Genomic DNA, 18,874 nt, shown 5'->3' with positions numbered 1-18,874 from the left:
AATGAATTAAATTTGCTCAAGACTTCGGAGGTTTAGGATTATTTTTTGGTAGAAACAAAACTATAACCTTTTGAAGTCTTTTTTTATCTTATACAATTTTAATCGTGATAATGTTTATTAATTCTACATTATTTTCTTTTTTAAAAACTTCCCAAACTTGCGCTAAAGTTGGGCTGTAAACCTCATTTCTATTAGGTTTTATGCTTTTGTCAAAAGTAAAAGTGAACTTGGTGTTTTGAAGATTTTTAACCTCCTGTTTTTGTGGGAATTCTCTTTTTGAATTACAGCTAAATATCAGTAATACAATCAAATAGTTTAGTTGTTTCATTTTTTGTTTGCAAGGTAATGTTTTTTGTGAAATAAATTTGAAACGACATGTTTTGGCGTTTTGGTCCATTATTTTTGAGTAAAGAAAAAAGCAAAAGTGATGACTAATAAACTTCTAAAATCTAAGCCAACCGAACATTTTCAAATGAAAATGGAATTAGAGAACATTAAAGAACAAATCGTTTCTTTAGATACCAATGAATTTTATGAATCGAACAGTATAAACGACATTCGATTATTTTTGCAGAAAAAAGCAAGGGAATTACAAGCTCAAATCGAAAGATTTGAATGCGGGAAAACAATTTTAGTATAATTACGAATAATATTTTGTTATTGATAAGTAGTGAGTTATTACTACGGGGAGAGTTTAAATTAAATAAAAAAAGGATAGTCAAATCAACTATCCTTTTTTCTTTCCTTTAATAAGGAATCTATTTTTTCAGAAGCTATTTTTAGCCTCGTTTCTTTATCTCCTTTTAGTAAAATATATGGGATTTTATATTTATCTAAAGTATTTTTAAAAGCCTGAAACATTTCTTCTCGCATATCTGGCCGATCTCTCAAATCATCTTCTTCCCAAGGTGTATCAATATAGGTCAGAAAGTAAAAATCATATTCGCACTCTAGAGCAGCTTTTTCTAATTTTTCATCTACAAAACCATCATAATATTCTTCCGAATAAACTTTTGTCTCCAAAAGATTCGTATCGCAAAATAAAATCTTATTTGCTTTTTTAGCAAAATCATTTTCTAACTTCATTTGCCCTTCTGCGATTGGAATTAAATCTTCTAATTCACAGATTTTTTGTTCTTTTTCCCATTTTTCTTGCAAATAATCTCTTGCAAATTCAGGAATCCAAACGGTATTATACTTTTCTGCTAATTGCTTTGAAAGCGTTGTTTTTCCAGTAGATTCTGGACCAAACATTACTATTTTTAAGATATTGCTTCTTTCTTGTCTAAGAGTTTTTCCCATGCTATATATCCATAAATTGCTAAAACTAAAAAGATGGTAAATTGAAGTCCAGAGAAACCTAAACCTTTTACAAAATAAAGTGGAACCGAAACAATATTTCCAAGGATCCAAAGAATCCAGTTTTCGATTTTTTTGTTTGCCATCAGCCACATTCCAGCGAAGAAAATTCCTGTTGTAAAAGTATCGAAGTAATCCGTAATTCGATCAAAACGATTGAAATACTTGTAAATTACAATGATAAATAAAGTCGTAACAGCGAAAATTGCTCCAGTTTTTATCCAATCATCTTTGGAGCATTTAGTAACAGGAATGTGATGATCTCCAACCATTCTCGTCCAAATAAACCAACCATAAAGACTCATTCCGGTGTAGTAAATATTGATAATCATATCACCATAAAGTGTAAATTGCCAACAAATAATTACATAAATTGCTGTAGAAATGATTCCGGTAGGATAAACTAAGATATTTTCTTTTTTAGCGTAATATACACTTGCAATTCCAAAAATTACTGCAGTTATTTCTAAAAAAATATCTAGAAAAGTAGCCTGTTTGTAAGGCTCTAAAAAAAAATCAAATATGGGGTTCATAATCAGCTCTGTCTCCTTTTATTAATTTCAAAACGAAAACACAATTCTCTTCATTTAGAAAAGCTTCGTGAATATTTTCGTTTAACCATGTCATTATTTCTGAATAATCTCCATAAACCTGAGTACTAAGAGGATTCTCTAAAATCTCAAATTTTGTGGCACGCAATTTAGTTATAAATTCTTTAATTGGTTCCTCAAAATCTTTATGTAAAGGATACATACTAATATCAACGGATAGTTTCATAATTCTTAAAATTTAAGTCTTTATCTTCAAAAAAAGTATCATTTTCTTCAAAAGCAGTTCCGATAACGACAATATCTGCTCCAGACGAAAATGCAGTTTCAATCTGTTTTTGAGAGCGAATTCCTCCACCAACTATTAAAGGAATGGAAATATTTTTAGAAACATTTTCGATAATTTCTGGAGAAACAGCTTTTTTTGCTCCACTTCCAGCTTCTAGATAAATCATTTTTTTACCTAAATACATTCCCGCAACGGCAGTATTTACTACTTTATCAATTTCTGTTTGACAAATTGGTTTTGTTTCACTTACTCGTTGCACAGCAGTTTTTACACCTCCGTCAATCAAAATATAACCTGTAGAAATAATTTCTAGATTGCTTTTCTTTAAAAGAGGAACAGCTTTGATTTGTTGTTCAATCAAATATTCCGGATTTCTTCCAGAAAGTAAAGAAAGAAATAAAAGCACATCTGCATCTTCTGAAATTTGAGAAAAATCGCCAGGAAAAATGAAAATTGGAAGCGAAGTATGTTTTTTGATTTCTTTTAAAATCAATTGTGTTTGTCCATTTTCTACGGTACTTCCTCCAACAAAAATCAAATCAATTTGATGTTGATGAATGTTTTTTATTTTAGTAGGAATAATTTCTTTATCTAATTTATCAGGATCCAACAAAACTGCAATTAACTTTCGTTTTGCTGCTTTTGCTTTTTCCAGAAAAGAATAAAATTCATTTTGCATTTAATCAATATTTAAAACATAAACCAAACAAAAACCATCAAATTCCTCAAAGAAAACATCATAAGTTTCATCGAAATCATTTTTGTGAAGCCTTCCTTTAGTTTGTTTATCTGTCATTTCAAACGGAGAAATCATTAAATGCGTATCAAATTGGATTGCCCCTTCTGGATGAATTTTAAATAAAGATTCTTTAGCTCCCCAAATTCGTGTCAGTTTTTCGATATCTTTTTCTAGATCAACAAAACTTTTTTCAACACCAATAAATTTTTTAGCAATTCGAACAATCTTATCTCTTTTTTTCTCAATATCTACACCAATAGAATCTTCATTATTAATCGCAACTACTGCATATTCGAAAGAATGAGAAATTGAAATATTTTTTCCATCACTCAAAAAAGGTTTTCCATTTTCGTTATAAGTCACATCTTCGTCTTTGTAACCAGCGATTTTTAATAGATGACGCACACTCAGAAAAGCCTTTCTTGCCATTTGATTTTTCATTTTAGAAACTCGCTCTTGACTTCTGTCTGTTAAGGAAATTGTTTCTAGTTCGTCTAAGTTTTCGGTTACATGCCAAATCAATATTTTTGATTTTGGTGTAGGTTCAATAATTTTAAGTAAAGGCATATTTCAATAAAAAGAAGAATTAATATTTGATTCTAAGAAAATTAAAAATAGAATACATATATGTTTCTATAGAATCTATTAATATAATTTTACGATTTAAAAAATTTATTTTGTGTAAATTTGCGTTTTGAAAATACAAATATAATAATATGAGTGCAGAAACATCGACTTACGTTAAATATAAAGTAAAAGATATCGGTCTTGCAGACTGGGGACGTAAAGAAATTCGTTTAGCTGAGGCAGAGATGCCAGGTTTAATGAGTTTAAGAGAAGAGTACAAAGACGAACAACCTTTAAAGGGAGCTCGTATTGCTGGATGTCTTCACATGACAATTCAAACGGCGGTTTTAATTGAAACATTAGTTGCTCTTGGAGCGGAAGTTACTTGGAGTTCATGTAATATTTTCTCTACACAAGATCAGGCTGCTGCTGCTATCGCTGATGCAGGAGTTTCTGTTTATGCTTGGAAGGGATTATCAGAAGAGGAGTTTGACTGGTGTATCGAGCAGACTTTATTCTTTGGAGAAGACAAGAAGCCATTAAACATGATTCTAGATGACGGTGGAGATTTAACGAATATGGTTATTGATCGTTACCCTCATTTAGTAGATGATATTAAAGGATTATCAGAAGAAACTACAACTGGAGTTCACCGTTTATACGAGCGTATGGAAAAAGGTACTTTACCAATGCCAGCAATCAATGTAAACGATTCTGTAACAAAATCTAAATTTGATAACAAATATGGATGTCGTGAGTCTGCAGTAGATGCGATTCGTAGAGCAACTGATATTATGTTAGGAGGAAAAGTTGTTGTAGTTGCAGGATACGGAGACGTAGGAAAAGGAACTGCTGCTTCTTTCAAAGGAACTGGAGCAAGAGTTATCGTTACAGAAATTGATCCAATTTGTGCTTTACAAGCTGCAATGGACGGGTTCGAAGTTCGTAAGATGGATAATGTAGTAGGAAAAGCAGATATCGTAATTACAACTACAGGAAATAAAGATATTATTAAAGGTCGTCATTTCGAAAATATGAAAGATAAAGCGATCGTTTGTAATATTGGACACTTTGATAATGAAATTGATGTTGCTTGGTTAAATGAGAACCATGGAGCTTCTAAGGTTGAAATTAAGCCTCAAGTAGATCAATATACTATCAACGGAAACGACATCATCTTATTAGCTGAAGGAAGATTAGTAAACTTAGGATGTGCTACAGGACACCCAAGTTTCGTAATGAGTAACTCATTTACAAATCAAACTTTAGCGCAAATTGAGCTTTGGAAAAACTCTGATAAATATGAGAACAAAGTTTACATGTTACCAAAACACTTAGATGAGAAAGTAGCACGTTTACACTTAGCTAAGATTGGAGTAGAGTTAGATGAATTAACTGAAGAGCAAGCTTCTTATATTGGTGTTACAGTTGAAGGTCCATTCAAACCAGAATACTACAGATACTAATATTTATTAGTTTTAAAATATTACAAACCGATTTCATTTATTTGAAATCGGTTTTTTTATGTTTAGGAGCCTGTTTAAATTTATATCAAAAAAATTTATATGCTTCTTAAAAACTCTTTTTTGTCTTTTTTTATCGTCCATAGCGATGCTATGCACTCCAAAAAAGTCGGCAAAATAGCAATTTAATAAGCTATAAAATAAATTCTGATACAATTTTAAACAAGCTCTAAAAGTCAGAATAATAAAGAGTTGTTATTCATACATAATGAATATAGAACAAAAGTCAGAAATTGGCTTTTTATTTATTAAAATATGAAACCACTTAAATAAAATGATGTATTTTTGCGCCTAATCCCAATGAAATACAGGAATTGAATGAGTGCAAAAACAATCACATTCGCGAAGATAGATAAGACGAAATTTTTTAGGACTTTAAATAAAAGAGTAAATACTTATTTTAAAGAGAATAATATTAGAAAGACAGGGAACTGGAAATTATATAGCAAAGCAATCGTAATGTTTTCATTATTCATTGTTCCATTCATTTTAATCTTGACAGTTTCAATGCCACAATGGGCTTTATTTCTTTTAACAGTAGTTATGGGAGTTGGAATGGCAGGAGTTGGAATGAATATTATGCATGATTCAAACCATGAATCTTTCTCTAGTAAAAAATGGGTGAATAAACTGATGGGAAGTAGTATTTACATCTTAGCAGGAAATGCTTATAACTGGAAAGTACAACACAATGTTTTACACCATACTTATACAAACATTCAAGGATATGATGAAGATATTGATGCAGGAAGAGTAATCCGTTTTTCAAAACATGCAAAATGGTTGAAAATGCATAAATTCCAGAAATATTATTCAATTTTCTTATACGGATTATTGACTTTTAACTGGGCAGTAACAACAGATTTTAAACAAACATATAATTACAATAAAAGAAATCTTTCTTTTGGGAAATATCCTTCTGCGGCAATTCAGTGGATTAATTTAATAGCAACAAAAGTACTTTATTATAGTATCTGGATTGTATTACCATATTTAGTTTTAGATATCGCTTTATGGAAAGTGTTTTTAGGATTTTTCGTAATGCATTATACTGCTGGAATTATCTTGAGTGTAGTTTTCCAGTTGGCACACGTAGTTCCAGAAACAGAAATGCCTTTACCAAACGAAGAAGGGAAATTAGAAAATACTTGGGCAATTCACCAATTATATACTACATCGAATTTTGCTCCTAAAAACAAAATTATTTCGTATTTTACTGGTGGTTTAAATCACCAAGTAGAACATCATATTTTTCCAAATATTTCACATATTCACTATGGAAAGATTGGAGAAATAGTAAAAGAAACAGCTAGAGAATTCAATTTGCCTTACCACGAATATAAGACGATGAGCAAAGCAATTGTTTCTCACTTTAGACAATTACAAACATTAGGATATAATCCTGCACATTAGCCAATAAACAACGAACAAGTATTTAAGTATTTATGAAAAAATTATCGAAACGTGTAAATAGTATACCAGTTTCTCAAACTTTAGCGATGGCTGCAAAAGCAAGAGAATTGAAATCAGAAGGAAAAGATATTATCGGTTTGAGTTTGGGAGAACCAGATTTTAATACTCCTGATTTTATTAAAGAAGCTGCTATCAAAGCTATCAATGATAACTATAATTCTTATACGCCAGTAGACGGTTATCAAGATTTAAAAGAAGCTATTTGTCGTAAGTTCGAAAGAGATAATCAGATTAAATATACGCCAAACCAAATTGTAGTTTCTACGGGAGCAAAACAATCTTTAGCAAATGTAATTTCTGCTTTAGTAGATGTTGGTGATGAGGTAATTTTACCAGCACCTTTCTGGGTAAGTTATGAAGCAATGGTACTTTTAAACGAAGGAGTTCCGATGATTATTGAAACGAATATCGATTCTGATTTCAAAATCACTCCAGAACAATTAGAAGCGGCTATTACTCCAAAAACAAAATTAATTGTTTTCAATTCTCCAAATAATCCAAGTGGATCAATTTATACAGAAGCAGAATTCAGAGCAATTGCAAAAGTTTTAGAAAAGTATCCAGATATTTATGTGATTTCTGATGAAATCTATGAGCATATTATTTATGAAGGAAAAACTTTTAGTTTTGCTGCAATTGATAGTATGTTTGACAGAACAATTACTGTAAATGGAGTTGCAAAAGCATTTGCGATGACAGGATGGAGAATTGGATATATCGGAGCGCCAGAGTGGATTGCAAAAGCTTGTACGAAAATGCAAGGACAAAGTACTTCTGGAGCAAATTGTATCGCTCAGAAGGCTACAATCGCTGCTGTAGATGCGGATCCTTCGAAAATTAAATACATGGTAGATGAATTTGAAAGAAGAAGAGAAATCATCTATAATTTATTAAGCGAAATCGACGGATTTAAATTAAACATGCCAAAAGGAGCATTTTATATTTTCCCAGATGTTTCTTCTTATTTTGGAAAAACAATTGCTGGACATAAAATCGAAAATGCATCTGATTTTTCAATGTTACTTTTACAAGAAGCAAATGTTGCAACCGTAACAGGAGATGCTTTCGGAACACCAAGTTGTATCCGTATTTCTTACGCTGCTTCAGAAGAAAATATCAGAGAAGCTATTGCAAGAATCAAGAAATTATTGAGTTAAGAAATTAACTTTTTAGATAAAATGAAACCACATCGGATTTGATCTGATGTGGTTTTTTGTTTTATTTCTTTCTCCCAAATAACTTCGAAAAAATCTTTGAGAAAAAATCCAAGTCTTTTTGAATAGACTTCTTTTCAAAATCACTCGTTTTATTTTTCAATTCTAGAATCAAATGATCCATTTGAATATTAATTTTTTCTGATTCTGGTTGTTCACTCCAAAGATTTTCTAAATCTTCCCAAGCTTCTTTTTGTTCCTTACTCCACATAATTAATCTAATTTTTTAGTAATACATTTTAATAAAATTTGACGAATCCTTTTCATTTTTACAGCCACATGATTTTCCGATATACCAGTGATTTCGGCAATTTCTTTATAAGGTAATTTCTCCAAATAAAGAATGGTAATCTGTTTGTTGCTTTCTTCCAATTTTGAAATACAAGAAAGTAAAGCATCGTGTTTTTCTTGTTTTTCATGATCTATAGGAGCATCCGCTGGTGTAATTTGAATAGAATCCAAAGAGGAAATTAAATGGTTTTTTCGATCCGATTTTTCTTTAGAACGAATACAAACATTCAGTGTAATTCTATAAATCCAAGTACTGATATTGGAATTTCCTTTAAAAGAAGTAAAAGACTTCCAAAGTTCGTAAACTGTCTCTTGAAAAAGATCTTTTGGTTCCAATGGAGATTTCGCATAAATTCGACAAACACGATAGATTTGCTCTTTATTTTGCATCAGAATTTCCTCAAAATTTAATTTTTCTGGATGTGCCATTTATTTCGTTTTACCATTCATAATATTTAGTTACACAGACTTTTAAAATATGACAGAAAAATGAAAAAAAATCGAAAAAAGTTTTTTTTAATGGCTTAGGGATTGAAGTGGCATCCTTTTTTGCTCTTCTTCATCAAGTCAGTTTAGCAAAAAAGATATAGCGGAAAGCCCGACCCTGAATTTCCGAGACGTAGAGTAACGAAGTCGACAGAAATGCAGGGGAAGCTCCTTATGATTTTTTATTTCTTAATATCTGATTTTCCACCAGTTTTTTCAAGTAATTCTACTTTCTGAATTACCATGTCTTGTGAAATTGCTTTACACATATCATAAACTGTCAAAGCAGTTGCAGTGGCTCCTGTAAGAGCTTCCATTTCTACACCAGTTTTTCCTTCGATAGAAACTGTGCAAAGAATTTTGATGTTTTCTTCGTCTACAATCTGAATATCGACGTCCACACCATTAATCAGAAGTGGATGACACATCGGGATGATATCTGAAGTTTTCTTTACTGCCTGAATTCCTGCAATAATTGCGGTTTGGAACACAGGACCTTTTTTTGTTTTTAGTTCGTTTCCTTCAAAATGAGAAATAATTTCTTTTCCTAAAAACATTTCAGCTTTTGCTGTGGCAGTTCGTTTTGTGATTTTTTTGGCACCAACATTTACCATTTTTGGCTGATTTTCTTCATTTAAATGCGTAAACTCACTCATCTTATCTATATTTTAAAATTGGAAAAACCATTCCTTTTTTGAATTCTGTAATTTCATTTGATAATTCGATAAAAGCATCTGCGCTTACCAAATTTGCTAAATCTCCCGAACCATTTCCTTTTTCTGGAATAGCGAAAGTTTCACCGTTTTTGTTTTCTAATTTAACTTGTAAAAAATAAGTCAAACTTGGTTTGAAGGTAAAATCTTCCGAAAGGATAGCTGTATCTAAAGTTTTTTCTTGACCAAAAACAGATTTTTCGTACCAAGAGTAAAAATATTTGATACAATTCACATAAGTAGAAACTGGATTTCCTGGAAAAGCAAAAACAGTTTTATTCTCCTTTTTACCAAACCAAAAAGGTTTTCCTGGGCGTTGTTGTACTTTGTGAAAAAGTTTTTGTACGCCAAGAGTATTTAGAATTTCTGGAATAAAATCAAATTTTCCTTTACTCACAGCTCCACTAAATATCAAAACATCATAATTTTCAAATAAAGTTTTTACTGTTTTTTCTAAAACTTCTTTATTGTCATTTATATGTTTTAAATCCGCTTTGATCTTAAATTTTTCTAGCAAGGAATACAAAGAATACACATTACTTCTTCGAATCTGATGCACTTCTGGAGTTTCGTTTACATCCACTAATTCATCACCTGTAGAAACAATCACGATTTTTGGAAGTTTTGCAACTTTCACGAATTCTTTTCCAACAGAAGCTAAAATTCCAATTTCCGCAGCAGAGATTTCAGTGTTTTCTTCAATTAAAACATCTCCAACTTTTTGGTCTTTTCCTTTTGCATGAATATTTTGGAAAAAGCGTAAATTTTCTTCCTGAATTGTAGCTTTGTTGTCTTCAATATGAATTTTTTCATAAGGAATCACACAGTTTGTATTTTTTGGAAGTATTGCTCCAGTCATTGCTTCTAAACAATTTTCTTTTGCTTCCAAAGTTTTTTGTGGACTTCCAGCTGCTTGTACATTTTCAATTTCGAAAGTTTTTTGTCCTTTTTCAAACATTTCAAAATCGATAGCAATTCCATCCATCGAAACTCTGTCGAAAGGAGGGAAGTCTCTGTCTGCAATAATATTTTCCTTTAAAATTCTTCCGGTAGCTTCTAGAAAATGAATAGATTCTGTACCAAAATCTTCTGTATTTTCTAGAATGGTTTTTAATGCTTCTTTTACTGATGTTAGCATTTTATAAGATTTTAAATTAAAAATTACTTTTTCAAGAACAAATACTTCGACTTATAATCGATAATTGCATTTGCTTTTTCTAAAATATCTGCACCGATAATTCCGTGAACTGGTTTAGCGTTTAATTGTGTTAAGGCAGTATTGACGTGTGTTAAATCCATCAATACTAAATCACAATTATCATCTTTCCATTTATTAAATTTAATCGAATTTTCTTTTGAAATCTGTGTTTCTAAGTTTGTTCCTCCTGCACCCGCAGCTTTTGTTTCAGAATCTTCTCCTTTTAAATTGAAAAGTTCCATCATTTCAAAACCAATACAAGAATTAGATGCTCCAGTATCTACAATAAATCGACCTTTATTTCCATTAATCTTTCCTTTGATTTCTAGGTGATTCGTTTTGATTTTTTTGATCTTAATTTTTGTATAGCCTTTTTTCAAAAGTTTTTTTTTCAAGCTTGCCATTTAAAACTATTTTTGTAAAAATTTTTTAAGTAAATGATTATAACTGATACGCATACACATTTATACAGTACGCAGTTTGATGAGGATAGAGACGAGATGATTCAAAGAGCATTAGATGCTGGTGTTTCTCGTTTTTTTCTTCCTGCAATAGATTCTGAAACGCATGAAGCCATGTTTGATTTGGCAGCGCAGTATCCAGAAAATATGTTTTTGATGATGGGATTACACCCAACATCTGTCAAAGATAACTATTTGGAAGAACTAAAGCAGGTAGAAAATTATTTAGATACAAAAAAGTTTTATGCAATTGGAGAAATTGGAATTGATTTGTATTGGGATAAAACGCATTTAAAAGAACAACAAGAAGCTTTTCGTACGCAGATTCGTTGGGCGAAAGAAAGAAAACTTCCGATTGTGATTCATTGTAGAGAAGCTTTTGACGAGATTTTTGAAATTCTGGAAGAAGAAAAAGGGGAGGGCTTATACGGGATTTTCCATTGTTTTTCTGGGAATTTGGAACAAGCTAAACAAGCGATTTCTTATAATATGAAATTAGGAATTGGAGGAGTAGTTACTTTTAAAAATGGAAAGATTGATAAGTTTTTAGGAGAAATTCCGATTGAAAATATTGTTTTAGAAACAGATGCTCCTTATTTGGCACCAACTCCAAAGAGAGGTAAACGAAATGAAAGTAGTTATTTGTCTTTTGTTGTGGATAAATTAGTTGATATTTATGGACTTTCTCCTGAAGAGATTGCAGAAATAACTACGAAAAACTCGAAAGATGTCTTTGGAATCTAAAACTTATTTGAAAACGCCGATTGGAGTTTTAGAAATTATTGGAACTAAAGAAGGAGTTTCCTCTATTATTTTTAAAGATGATTTTGAAGGAAAGATTTCTGAGAATGTTCCTGAAGTTTTACAAGAAAGCCTAAAACAATTGAAAGAATATTTTTTTGAAGATAGAAAAGAGTTTTCTTTTAAGTTAAATCCGAAAGGAACCGATTTTCAATTGAAAGTTTGGAAATTACTTTCTGAAATTTCCTACGGAAAATCGATTTCTTATTCAGAACAATCTGAAAGGTTTGGAGATTTGAAAGCAATTCGTGCGATTGCTTCTGCAAATGGTAAAAATCCGATTTCTGTTGTAATTCCTTGTCATCGTGTGATCGGAAAAAGTGGAGAACTGACTGGTTATGCTGGTGGAATTTGGCGTAAGAAATGGCTTTTAGAGAAAGAAGGGATTATTGAGAAGCAAATGACTTTGTTTTGAGTTGAAACAAGTTCTTATTAAAAACTCAAGATTCATTTAGTATTATTATTTACAGATAATCAATTTCCGTTCTTGAGAATAGAGTTGTCTTGTTCTTTAGAATATATTAAATGAAAACCTAGCGCACTTTTGTAAAGTGTGCCCATTGTTTCTAGTATTTGTTTGGTCATGATTTACAAAATCACACCAATGAATAGAAATATGTTACAAAATTGAAAAAAGTAAAACATCCTAAATTTTTGGTTTAGGATGTTTTTTTTATGTGTTTGTAGAAAATTTTTGCGAGAGGGATTGCAGTGGAAAGCTTTTGTTTTTGCAAAAATTAGTTTTCTTAAAACAGGGAGGCGACCTAAGAAGCCTATATGTTTTTTTAGAAAAACTTTTTTGGAAAAATAAAACTTGTAAGGAAAAGCCCGACCCTGTTCCTAACGGAGTCGATGGACAGGGGCTCGCCCAAATTAAAAATATTCTAATCTACTTTCTTTTTGGTTACATAACTATCAATATTATCTAGTCCTTGTTCTAACATTGGTCCAAGGCTGTTGGAAAGTTCACCTGCCATAAAACGAAAGAAAAATGGTAATTCTCCTTTCATTTGCCAAGTAAGTTCTGTTCCTCCCTCGTATTCTGTAAAATACCAAATGATTTCGGAGCTTCCTCTATTTTCGAAAGTTAATGTCTGTTTGATTTCTTTGTTTGGCATTTCAGAGTTTGTAGTGATAGAACCTGGCCCGTCGATAGTACTTGTCCAAGAATAGGTTGCATTTACGCCAGTAGTTTTGTCATTGTATTTATAAACAATCGTAGAATCTTGATCATTCCATGGCCCCCATTTCTCCCATGTTTTTAAATTGTCTATTGTTGCATAAACTTCGGAAACTGGAGCTTTGATAATTCTGGTTCTGAATACATTATACTTTCCGGAAAGTGTTGAAAGATAGATGACTGAACCGATAATCAGAATAATAATGATATACAAGAGAAACTTTATAATTTTCATGATGCAAAACTTTAAAATTAGTATTATCACTAATTTATTAAATTATTTCTTCTTTTTTATTAAATTTGGGAACATTAAACTAAATAAACATCCAATGAAAATTAAATATGTGCTTGGTACTGCATTGATTGTAAGTACTTTATTTTCTTGCGGAGAAAGCAAGAAGGCCGAAAAACCTGAAGAAGTTGTGGAAGCTACTGAAGTAATTACAGAGAATGATTTTAACTATGAGGTAGAGCAGTTTGCAGATATTAAAATCTTACGTTATCAAATTCCAGGATTTGATCAGTTGTCTTTAAAACAAAAACAATTAGTTTATTATTTAACGCAAGCAGGTCTATCTGGTAGAGATATCATGTGGGATCAGAACTATCGTCATAATTTAGAGATTCGTAGAGCTTTAGAAAATGTATATGCGAACTATAATGGAGATAAGAATTCTGAAGATTGGAAGAAATTTGAAGTTTATTTAAAAAGAGTTTGGTTCTCAAACGGGATTCACCACCATTACTCAAACGATAAAATCAAACCAGAATTTTCTAGCGATTACTTAAAGTCTTTATTAGATGCTACAAAAACTACTCTTGAAGGAGAAGCGTTTGAAGTAATCTTCAACGATAAAGATGCTAAGAAAGTAAACTTAGATGCTAAGAAAGGATTAGTAAAAGGTTCTGCAGTGAACTTTTACTCTCCAAACATGACGAAGGCAGATGTGGAGAAATTCTACAAGAATAAGAAAAGTCCAAATCCTGCTGAGCCATTATCTTTTGGGTTAAACTCTAAATTGGTAAAAGAAGACGGAAAAGTTTTTGAGAAAGTTTGGAAGTCTGGAGGAATGTATGGAGAAGCTATCGACAAAGTAATCTTTTGGTTAGAAAAAGCGAAAGGAGTTGCTGAAAACGAAGATCAAGCAAAAGCTTTTGATTTATTAATCAAATATTACCAAACAGGAGATTTAAAAACTTGGGATGCTTATAACATTGCATGGGTAAATACTTTAAAAGGAGATATTGATTATATCAATAGTTTTATTGAGGTTTATAACGACCCAATGGGATATAAAGGTTCTTATGAGTCAATTATCCAGATTAAGGATTTTGAGATGAGTAAGAAAATGGCTGTTTTAGCTGAAAATGCACAATGGTTCGAAGATAATTCTTCAATCATGGATGAGCACAAGAAGAAAAAAGTAGTTGGAGTTTCTTATAAAACTGTAAATGTTGCTGGAGAGGCTGGAGATGCTTCACCTTCTACACCAATTGGAGTAAACTTACCAAATGCAAACTGGATTCGTTCTACGCATGGTTCTAAATCAGTTTCTTTAGGAAATATTATCAATGCTTATAACAATGCAGGAGGAAGTAGTCGTTTAGAAGAGTTTGCATTTTCTGAGAAAGAAGTTGAATTAGAAAAGAAACACGGAAAACTTGCTGATAAAATGCACACTGCATTACACGAAGTAATTGGACATGCTAGTGGACAAATTAACCCAGGAGTTGGAACACCAAAAGAAACGATGAAAAACTATGCTTCTACATTAGAAGAAGCTCGTGCTGACTTAGTTGGTTTATATTACTTACCTGGAGATAAATTAGTAGAGTTAGGACTTTCTCCAAATGCGGAAGAAGTTGGAATTGCTGCTTATGATGGATACATCAGAAATGGATTAATGACGCAATTAATTCGTCTTAATTTAGGAGATGATATCGAAGAAGCTCACATGAGAAACCGTCAGTTAGTTGCTGCTTGGGCTTTTGAAAAAGGAGAGAAAGATAACGTAATTGAGAAAGTTACTAAAGATGGTAAGACATATTTTGTAATTAGAGATTATAAGAAATTACAAGATTTATTCGGACAATTATTAAGAGAAATTCAAAGAATTAAGTCTGAAGGAGATTTCGAAGCTGCTGAAGCTTTAGTTGAGACATATGGAGTGAAAGTTGATCAAGATATTCACAAAGAAGTTTTAGAAAGAAATGCAAAATTCAAATCAGCTCCTTATAGTGGATTTGTAAATCCAGTATTAGAACCAGTAATGGATGCTAACGGAAATATCACTGATATTAAAGTTGTACAGCCAAAAGGATTTGATGCTCAAATGTTGAAATATGCTAAAGATTATAGTTTCTTACCAAACAAGAACTAATTTTTAGATTGAAATAAAATTGAAGGCGATTCTCAAAAGTGAGAATCGCCTTTTTTTATATAAATTTTTCTAAGAAATGAATTAGTTATAATTTTGTGTCAAATTAATTTTTTATGGAAATCATCAAAAAGTATTTTGAGAATCTTAGTGAAAAGCAAATAGAGCAATTTTCGCAATTACAAGATTTATATACAGAGTGGAATGCGCAAATTAATGTTATATCTAGAAAAGATATAGATTCTTTATATGAAAAACATGTACTACATTCTTTAGGAATAGCAAAAGTTCAAGAGTTTAAGCCTGGTAGTTCTGTTTTAGATGTTGGATGTGGAGGAGGATTTCCTGGAATTCCTTTAGCAATTTTATTTCCAGAAACTCAGTTTCATTTAGTAGATTCTATTGGGAAGAAAATTAAAGTAGTTACGGAAGTATCAAATGCAATTGGTTTAAAGAACTTACAAGCTTCTCATATGAGAGCTGAGAAGGTAAAAGATGAGTTTGATTTTATTGTTAGTAGAGCGGTAACACAAATGCCTGATTTTGTAAAATGGGTTCGTAAGAAAGTAAAGAAAAAACAAAATCATGAATTAAAAAATGGAATTCTTTATTTAAAAGGAGGAGATCTTACAGAAGAATTATCAAGTTTTCCAAGTGCTACTCTTTATGATTTAAAAGACTATTTTGAAGAAGAGTTTTTTGATACGAAAAAAGTAGTTCACTTACCTTTGAAATATAAACCTTAAGATATTTTAAAAATATTGAGTAATAAAAAAGGCTGTCAGAAATGACAGCCTTTTTGTTATTTGTTATTAGAGAAAGCTCTATTTAATTAACGTAAACTCTGATCTACGGTTTAGAGCATGCTCTTCATCCGAACATTTTTTACAATCTACTTTTGGTTGTGACTCTCCGTATCCAACAGAAACTAATCTATCTTCTGCAATTCCTTGCTCTACGAAATAATCTTTAACAGCATTTGCTCTTCTTGCAGATAAGCTCATGTTGTATTTATCAGAACCTCTTTTATCTGTATGAGAAGCAACTTCTACTCTGAACGTTTTATGTTCTTTCATAAAGTTGATGATTCTGTCTAATTCCGTTTTTGAATCTTCGACTAAGATAGCTTTATCAAACTCAAAATAGATTGGATTTGCATCTAAAGTTACAAATGGAACAACTGGGATTAATTCTAAAACAATATTTTGCTCTATATTTCCTTTCTTTCCAGATGCAAATTCAACTTCAGCTGGATCATAAGTTAATTTTGAACCAGTTAATTTATAATCAGAAGTCGGTTGAATTTCGAATACGAAAGCTCCATCTGCTCCAACAGTTGTTTTAGCGATTTCTCTTCCTGCATTGTCATACATTACAACATCAGTTCCAGGTAATAATTCTCCTGTTTTGCTGTCTTGTGCAACTCCTTCTACAAAGTAAATTTGCTTACGATCTACACGATAGATATCATCAGATCCTTTTCCACCTGCTCTGTTTGAAGATAAGAAACCTTTTTCTGTAGCCTCATCATAGATAAATCCGAAATCATCTTTATTAGAGTTGATTACGTTTCCTAAGTTTTCAGCTTTAGAATAAGAATTTCCGTTGATTTCACTTTTGAAAACATCTAACCCTCCAAGAGTAATGTGACCATTAGAAGAGAAGTATAAATTATCCTCATCACTTACGAATGGGAATTGCTCTCTGTTTACTGTATTTACATTTGGTCCTAAGTTTTTAGGCTCTCCAAAAGATCCATCTTTATTGATATCTACAACAAAAATATCCCAATTTCCTTGCGTTCCAGGCATGTCTGAAGCGAAGTATAATTTTGTATTATTTTTGTTTAAAGCTGGATGTGCAGCAGAATATCCTTCTTTATTGAAAGAAACTTCAATTGCTTTAGACCATTCTCCTCCAACTTTTGAAGACTTAAAGATTTTCATATGAGAAATCTTATCTCCTTTTCTGTTTTTAGGCTTCACGTTTCTAGAGAAATACATTGTGTTTCCGTCTCCACTGAAAGTAACTCCTCCTTCGTGAGCTGCTGAATTAATTTCTTTCGAAAAAGCAACTGCTCCTGAAGCATCTCCTTCTTCGTCAACTTCTGCAACAAATAAGTCTAAATAATTCTCATTATTCCACTTATATTTCTTTCCAGAAACTCCTCCATCTCTTGAAGATGAGAAAACGATTTGGTTTGCATTAAAGGCAGCACCCCACTCAGAATCTTTTGTACTTATAGAACTGTTAGTTACAATATAAGGACGCCTTTCTGATTTTTCTTTCTTTTCAAAATATGCTAAAGTATTAGGAACTGTTTGTGTTTTTCCTGTTTTAGCATTGTATTTTTGAAGAATTTTATCCGCCTTTGCATAGTCTTTATTTCCTTTTAAAGCCATTGCATAACGGTGTAAATGCTCTGCATCTACTTGCTCTGGATATAACTCTAAAGCTTGCGCATAATATTTTGCAGCATTATTAGTTTTTCCATTATAGTAGTAACAGTCTCCTAATTTTTCTAATAAATCTAAAGACTTGTTTTCTTTTACTTCTTTTTCGTAAATCTCAGCTGCTCTTACATACTGCGCTTTACCAAAATATTTGTCCGCACGCTTTTGTGCTCCACTTTGTGCATTAGCATACTGAGATGCTGCTGCCAAAATACATATAGATAGTATAACTTTTTTCATGATAATCGTTGTTTTGAATTAGAAGAATCTTGGTGATTTATCGTATCCTCTTGTAGAAGTATCGATGTTAAATAACAAGAAAATTTCATGTGTTGAACCTGCGTAGTCTTTGAAATCTGAATTTGTGTAATCATACGCATATCCTAATCTTACGATATCTGTGATTTTAAAGTTTACAAGTCCACTGAAAGCATCTTCAAAACGGTATCCAGCTCCAAATTCAACAAAATTGTTGTATAAGAAGTTAGCTGTTAAATCAAATGATAAAGGCTCTCCTGCCATGTATTTTGCCATGAAAGCTGGTTTGAATTTCCATTTTGAAGCAAGATCAAATACGTATCCCCCTGTTAAGAATGTATTTGCTTCTCTAGCCCAAAGATTATCTTTGTCTGTTGTATCTAAATGTGGTTGTGGAATAAATGTTGGAACAGATAAACCTACATAGAATTTATCTGAGTTAAAATAAACCCCAGCTCCTAAATTGAAATATGTTTTGTTTAAATCTTCTGCGAAATCTGGATCAGGATCAATTGTGATTAATTTTGAAATAGTAGCATCATATAATGAAACTCCTGCTTTTAATCCAAAAGATAAATGTAAGTCGTTTGCAAAGTTTAATTTATATGCAAAATCTGCTGTAATTACATTTTCTTTTACAATATCTCCAACGTTATCATTCATGAATGATAAACCAACTTCTACATTATCATTTACTGGCATATGAACGAATCCTGTGAATGTTTTAGGTCCACCATCCACATCAGTCCATTGTGTACGATATAATGCTCCGAAATTTAATATGTTTTCTGTTCCAGTTGTGTAGGCTGGATTCACGATACTCATGTTATACATATATTGTGTAAACTGAGGATCTTGCTGTGCAAATGACTTTGCTGCAAAGAATGCAGCAAAGACAAATAATAGTAACTTTTGTTTCATGTGTTATCTTTTCTCTCTATTG

At 31.6% G+C, this 18,874-nt stretch carries 22 protein-coding genes; 8 read left to right on the top strand and 14 right to left on the bottom strand.

The features are described 5' to 3' along the window. Nucleotides 1-88: 88 nt before the first annotated feature. A complete protein-coding gene (locus I0K12_RS18065) occupies nt 89-328 on the bottom strand; it encodes a hypothetical protein (RefSeq protein ID WP_196889546.1) in 240 nt (79 codons plus the stop codon). Nucleotides 329-427: 99 nt separating this feature from the next. Here I0K12_RS18065 and I0K12_RS18060 point away from each other — a divergent pair, with 99 nt between their 5' ends. Beyond that, the gene (locus I0K12_RS18060; protein ID WP_196889545.1) at nt 428-640 is read left to right on the top strand and encodes a hypothetical protein; all 213 of its coding nucleotides are present in this window, start codon (nt 428-430) and stop codon (nt 638-640) included. Nucleotides 641-723: 83 nt separating this feature from the next. Here the strand turns inward: I0K12_RS18060 and I0K12_RS18055 are convergent, their stop codons facing one another. The 5 genes from I0K12_RS18055 to I0K12_RS18035 are packed head-to-tail and all read right to left on the bottom strand — an operon-like array spanning nt 724 to nt 3,502. Then, entirely contained in the window at nt 724-1,302 is a 579-nt protein-coding gene (locus I0K12_RS18055) for an AAA family ATPase (protein WP_196889544.1), read from the bottom strand. After that, complete coding sequence (pnuC, locus tag I0K12_RS18050; RefSeq protein ID WP_196889543.1) at nt 1,263-1,892, bottom strand: nicotinamide riboside transporter PnuC; 630 nt, start codon at nt 1,890-1,892, stop codon at nt 1,263-1,265. The genes I0K12_RS18055 and pnuC overlap by 40 nt, the downstream gene beginning before the upstream one ends. Beyond that, complete coding sequence (locus I0K12_RS18045) at nt 1,876-2,136, bottom strand: hypothetical protein (RefSeq protein WP_196889542.1); 261 nt, start codon at nt 2,134-2,136, stop codon at nt 1,876-1,878. Before I0K12_RS18045 ends, pnuC begins: the two co-directional genes overlap by 17 nt. Further along, nucleotides 2,120-2,875, bottom strand: coding sequence for a geranylgeranylglyceryl/heptaprenylglyceryl phosphate synthase (locus I0K12_RS18040; protein ID WP_196889541.1), 756 nt, complete (start codon nt 2,873-2,875; stop codon nt 2,120-2,122). Before I0K12_RS18040 ends, I0K12_RS18045 begins: the two co-directional genes overlap by 17 nt. Then, complete coding sequence (locus I0K12_RS18035; RefSeq protein ID WP_196889540.1) at nt 2,876-3,502, bottom strand: 4'-phosphopantetheinyl transferase family protein; 627 nt, start codon at nt 3,500-3,502, stop codon at nt 2,876-2,878. Between the two features lie 149 nt (nt 3,503-3,651). Here I0K12_RS18035 and ahcY point away from each other — a divergent pair, with 149 nt between their 5' ends. The 3 genes from ahcY (at nt 3,652) to I0K12_RS18020 (ending at nt 7,655) form a co-directional block, all read left to right on the top strand. Then, nucleotides 3,652-4,968: an adenosylhomocysteinase gene (gene ahcY, locus I0K12_RS18030; RefSeq protein WP_196889539.1), complete on the top strand. Its 1,317-nt coding sequence runs from the start codon at nt 3,652-3,654 to the stop codon at nt 4,966-4,968. A 375-nt stretch (nt 4,969-5,343) separates the two neighbouring features. Continuing rightward, nucleotides 5,344-6,438 carry a fatty acid desaturase family protein gene (locus tag I0K12_RS18025; protein ID WP_196889538.1) on the top strand — a complete coding sequence of 365 codons (1,095 nt, stop codon included), beginning with the start codon at nt 5,344-5,346 and terminating at the stop codon, nt 6,436-6,438. A 32-nt stretch (nt 6,439-6,470) separates the two neighbouring features. Further along, complete coding sequence (locus I0K12_RS18020; RefSeq protein WP_196889537.1) at nt 6,471-7,655, top strand: pyridoxal phosphate-dependent aminotransferase; 1,185 nt, start codon at nt 6,471-6,473, stop codon at nt 7,653-7,655. A 61-nt stretch (nt 7,656-7,716) separates the two neighbouring features. Here the strand turns inward: I0K12_RS18020 and I0K12_RS18015 are convergent, their stop codons facing one another. From I0K12_RS18015 to I0K12_RS17995, 5 genes are all read right to left on the bottom strand, one after another. After that, nucleotides 7,717-7,923, bottom strand: a complete 207-nt coding sequence (locus tag I0K12_RS18015) for a hypothetical protein (protein ID WP_196889536.1) — start codon at nt 7,921-7,923, stop codon at nt 7,717-7,719. Nucleotides 7,924-7,925: 2 nt separating this feature from the next. Beyond that, a complete protein-coding gene (locus I0K12_RS18010; protein ID WP_196889535.1) occupies nt 7,926-8,432 on the bottom strand; it encodes an RNA polymerase sigma factor in 507 nt (168 codons plus the stop codon). Between the two features lie 239 nt (nt 8,433-8,671). Beyond that, nucleotides 8,672-9,145 carry a cyclic pyranopterin monophosphate synthase MoaC gene (moaC, locus tag I0K12_RS18005; RefSeq protein WP_196889534.1) on the bottom strand — a complete coding sequence of 158 codons (474 nt, stop codon included), beginning with the start codon at nt 9,143-9,145 and terminating at the stop codon, nt 8,672-8,674. A 1-nt stretch (nt 9,146) separates the two neighbouring features. Further along, on the bottom strand, nt 9,147-10,340 hold the full coding sequence (locus I0K12_RS18000) for a molybdopterin molybdotransferase MoeA (RefSeq protein ID WP_196889533.1): 1,194 nt from the start codon (nt 10,338-10,340) through the stop codon (nt 9,147-9,149). Between the two features lie 23 nt (nt 10,341-10,363). After that, entirely contained in the window at nt 10,364-10,804 is a 441-nt protein-coding gene (locus tag I0K12_RS17995) for a retropepsin-like aspartic protease (RefSeq protein WP_196889532.1), read from the bottom strand. A 33-nt stretch (nt 10,805-10,837) separates the two neighbouring features. On the opposite strand from I0K12_RS17995, the gene I0K12_RS17990 reads away from it, so the two are divergent. Both I0K12_RS17990 and I0K12_RS17985 read left to right on the top strand, forming a co-directional pair. Further along, a complete protein-coding gene (locus I0K12_RS17990; protein WP_196889531.1) occupies nt 10,838-11,605 on the top strand; it encodes a TatD family hydrolase in 768 nt (255 codons plus the stop codon). After that, entirely contained in the window at nt 11,589-12,077 is a 489-nt protein-coding gene (locus I0K12_RS17985) for a methylated-DNA--[protein]-cysteine S-methyltransferase (protein ID WP_196889530.1), read from the top strand. The genes I0K12_RS17990 and I0K12_RS17985 overlap by 17 nt, the downstream gene beginning before the upstream one ends. Before the next feature lie 469 nt (nt 12,078-12,546). Here the strand turns inward: I0K12_RS17985 and I0K12_RS17980 are convergent, their stop codons facing one another. Beyond that, nucleotides 12,547-13,077, bottom strand: coding sequence for an SRPBCC family protein (locus tag I0K12_RS17980; protein ID WP_196889529.1), 531 nt, complete (start codon nt 13,075-13,077; stop codon nt 12,547-12,549). A gap of 94 nt (nt 13,078-13,171) precedes the next feature. Here I0K12_RS17980 and I0K12_RS17975 point away from each other — a divergent pair, with 94 nt between their 5' ends. Next, complete coding sequence (locus I0K12_RS17975) at nt 13,172-15,223, top strand: dipeptidyl-peptidase 3 family protein (protein ID WP_196889528.1); 2,052 nt, start codon at nt 13,172-13,174, stop codon at nt 15,221-15,223. A gap of 113 nt (nt 15,224-15,336) precedes the next feature. Beyond that, entirely contained in the window at nt 15,337-15,966 is a 630-nt protein-coding gene (rsmG, locus tag I0K12_RS17970) for a 16S rRNA (guanine(527)-N(7))-methyltransferase RsmG (protein WP_196889527.1), read from the top strand. Between the two features lie 78 nt (nt 15,967-16,044). Here rsmG and I0K12_RS17965 read toward each other — a convergent pair whose 3' ends face one another. Continuing rightward, a complete protein-coding gene (locus tag I0K12_RS17965; RefSeq protein ID WP_196889526.1) occupies nt 16,045-17,913 on the bottom strand; it encodes an OmpA family protein in 1,869 nt (622 codons plus the stop codon). An 18-nt stretch (nt 17,914-17,931) separates the two neighbouring features. Continuing rightward, a complete protein-coding gene (locus I0K12_RS17960) occupies nt 17,932-18,852 on the bottom strand; it encodes a type IX secretion system membrane protein PorP/SprF (protein ID WP_196889525.1) in 921 nt (306 codons plus the stop codon). Between the last annotated feature and the right edge of the window lie 22 nt (nt 18,853-18,874).

This window comes from Aureivirga sp. CE67, assembly GCF_015767245.1.
GTDB lineage: Bacteria > Bacteroidota > Bacteroidia > Flavobacteriales > Flavobacteriaceae > Aureivirga.
This window is presented reverse-complemented; position numbering and strand designations above follow the sequence as displayed.

Bases quoted from the DNA above. Each gene is read 5' to 3' on its own strand.
- I0K12_RS17985 (WP_196889530.1), top strand. From the start codon at position 11,589: ATGTCTTTGGAATCTAAAACTTATTTGAAAACGCCGATTGGAGTTTTA.
- I0K12_RS17980 (WP_196889529.1), bottom strand. From the start codon at position 13,077: ATGAAAATTATAAAGTTTCTCTTGTATATCATTATTATTCTGATTATC.
- I0K12_RS18040 (WP_196889541.1), bottom strand. From the start codon at position 2,875: ATGCAAAATGAATTTTATTCTTTTCTGGAAAAAGCAAAAGCAGCAAAA.
- moaC (WP_196889534.1), bottom strand. From the start codon at position 9,145: ATGAGTGAGTTTACGCATTTAAATGAAGAAAATCAGCCAAAAATGGTA.
- I0K12_RS18065 (WP_196889546.1), bottom strand. From the start codon at position 328: ATGAAACAACTAAACTATTTGATTGTATTACTGATATTTAGCTGTAAT.
- I0K12_RS18060 (WP_196889545.1), top strand. From the start codon at position 428: ATGACTAATAAACTTCTAAAATCTAAGCCAACCGAACATTTTCAAATG.
- I0K12_RS17965 (WP_196889526.1), bottom strand. From the start codon at position 17,913: ATGAAAAAAGTTATACTATCTATATGTATTTTGGCAGCAGCATCTCAG.
- I0K12_RS17990 (WP_196889531.1), top strand. From the start codon at position 10,838: ATGATTATAACTGATACGCATACACATTTATACAGTACGCAGTTTGAT.
- I0K12_RS18055 (WP_196889544.1), bottom strand. From the start codon at position 1,302: ATGGGAAAAACTCTTAGACAAGAAAGAAGCAATATCTTAAAAATAGTA.
- I0K12_RS18020 (WP_196889537.1), top strand. From the start codon at position 6,471: ATGAAAAAATTATCGAAACGTGTAAATAGTATACCAGTTTCTCAAACT.
- I0K12_RS17975 (WP_196889528.1), top strand. From the start codon at position 13,172: ATGAAAATTAAATATGTGCTTGGTACTGCATTGATTGTAAGTACTTTA.
- I0K12_RS18045 (WP_196889542.1), bottom strand. From the start codon at position 2,136: ATGAAACTATCCGTTGATATTAGTATGTATCCTTTACATAAAGATTTT.
- pnuC (WP_196889543.1), bottom strand. From the start codon at position 1,892: ATGAACCCCATATTTGATTTTTTTTTAGAGCCTTACAAACAGGCTACT.
- I0K12_RS17995 (WP_196889532.1), bottom strand. From the start codon at position 10,804: ATGGCAAGCTTGAAAAAAAAACTTTTGAAAAAAGGCTATACAAAAATT.
- I0K12_RS18015 (WP_196889536.1), bottom strand. From the start codon at position 7,923: ATGTGGAGTAAGGAACAAAAAGAAGCTTGGGAAGATTTAGAAAATCTT.
- rsmG (WP_196889527.1), top strand. From the start codon at position 15,337: ATGGAAATCATCAAAAAGTATTTTGAGAATCTTAGTGAAAAGCAAATA.
- I0K12_RS18035 (WP_196889540.1), bottom strand. From the start codon at position 3,502: ATGCCTTTACTTAAAATTATTGAACCTACACCAAAATCAAAAATATTG.
- I0K12_RS18010 (WP_196889535.1), bottom strand. From the start codon at position 8,432: ATGGCACATCCAGAAAAATTAAATTTTGAGGAAATTCTGATGCAAAAT.
- I0K12_RS18000 (WP_196889533.1), bottom strand. From the start codon at position 10,340: ATGCTAACATCAGTAAAAGAAGCATTAAAAACCATTCTAGAAAATACA.
- I0K12_RS17960 (WP_196889525.1), bottom strand. From the start codon at position 18,852: ATGAAACAAAAGTTACTATTATTTGTCTTTGCTGCATTCTTTGCAGCA.
- ahcY (WP_196889539.1), top strand. From the start codon at position 3,652: ATGAGTGCAGAAACATCGACTTACGTTAAATATAAAGTAAAAGATATC.
- I0K12_RS18025 (WP_196889538.1), top strand. From the start codon at position 5,344: ATGAGTGCAAAAACAATCACATTCGCGAAGATAGATAAGACGAAATTT.